This window comes from Centipeda periodontii DSM 2778, from assembly GCF_000213975.1.
Classification (GTDB): domain Bacteria; phylum Bacillota; class Negativicutes; order Selenomonadales; family Selenomonadaceae; genus Centipeda; species Centipeda periodontii.
The window spans coordinates 2,027,842-2,028,565 of record NZ_GL892076.1 but is presented as its reverse complement, the minus strand read 5'-3'; the positions used below and the strand labels follow the sequence as shown (position 1 = coordinate 2,028,565).

The 724-nt window shown below is 43.5% G+C and carries 2 tRNA genes; both read left to right on the top strand.

What is annotated here, in order from left to right:
* The first annotated feature begins 44 nt into the window (after window positions 1–44).
* Window positions 45–120, top strand: a tRNA-Ala gene (locus tag HMPREF9081_RS09220).
* Between the two features lie 340 nt (window positions 121–460).
* Window positions 461–537, top strand: a tRNA-Ile gene (locus tag HMPREF9081_RS09215).
* Window positions 538–724 lie beyond the last annotated feature (187 nt).

Here is a 724-nt window from a genome sequence, read left to right as displayed (position 1 = left end):
TAGTTTTGCATTGTCTAGTTTTGAGGGCGCATCCATCCTGAAATGGGGGCGTAGCTCAGCTGGGAGAGCACCTGCCTTGCAAGCAGGGGGTCAGGAGTTCGATTCTCCTCGTCTCCACCATTTTTCTTGAATGTAATCCTAAAATACGAATACCTTACAACCTAAGGCAACTTCGATTTAGGGTGCACTAAGCAAAGCGAAAGTTTTGCGTAGGGGCAAGGAATAAAGGAGAATCCAAGGGAGGCGTACTGAAAGGTACGTTGACCGCAGGATTCGACTGCATGACGAAGCCATACACAAAAATCTCGCCTTTGTAGGTAATACTAAGCGAAGCAAAAGCTTTGATGGATAACAAGGAATGATAGCAAAATCAAGGGAGTCGTAATGGCAATTACGTCGACCGCAGAATTTGATAGCATGACACAGTTAGCTGCAAAGATCTTGCATTCGCGCCTATCATGGGCCTATAGCTCAGCTGGTTAGAGCGCACGCCTGATAAGCGTGAGGTCAGTAGTTCAAGTCTACTTAGGCCCACCATTTATATTGTTCACTGAAAACTGCACAGAAGAAACAAGAAAATCTAAAACAAGGGAGACTTTGTGTACTCATGTCATGAAGTTTTCCACACTAAAAGATTTTCCCAAGCAAATTAGGATAAAGCGAAAATACCTTACATCACAAGATGATGACTTTCGTGATAAACCATGAAAGTTAAAGTTCTGCG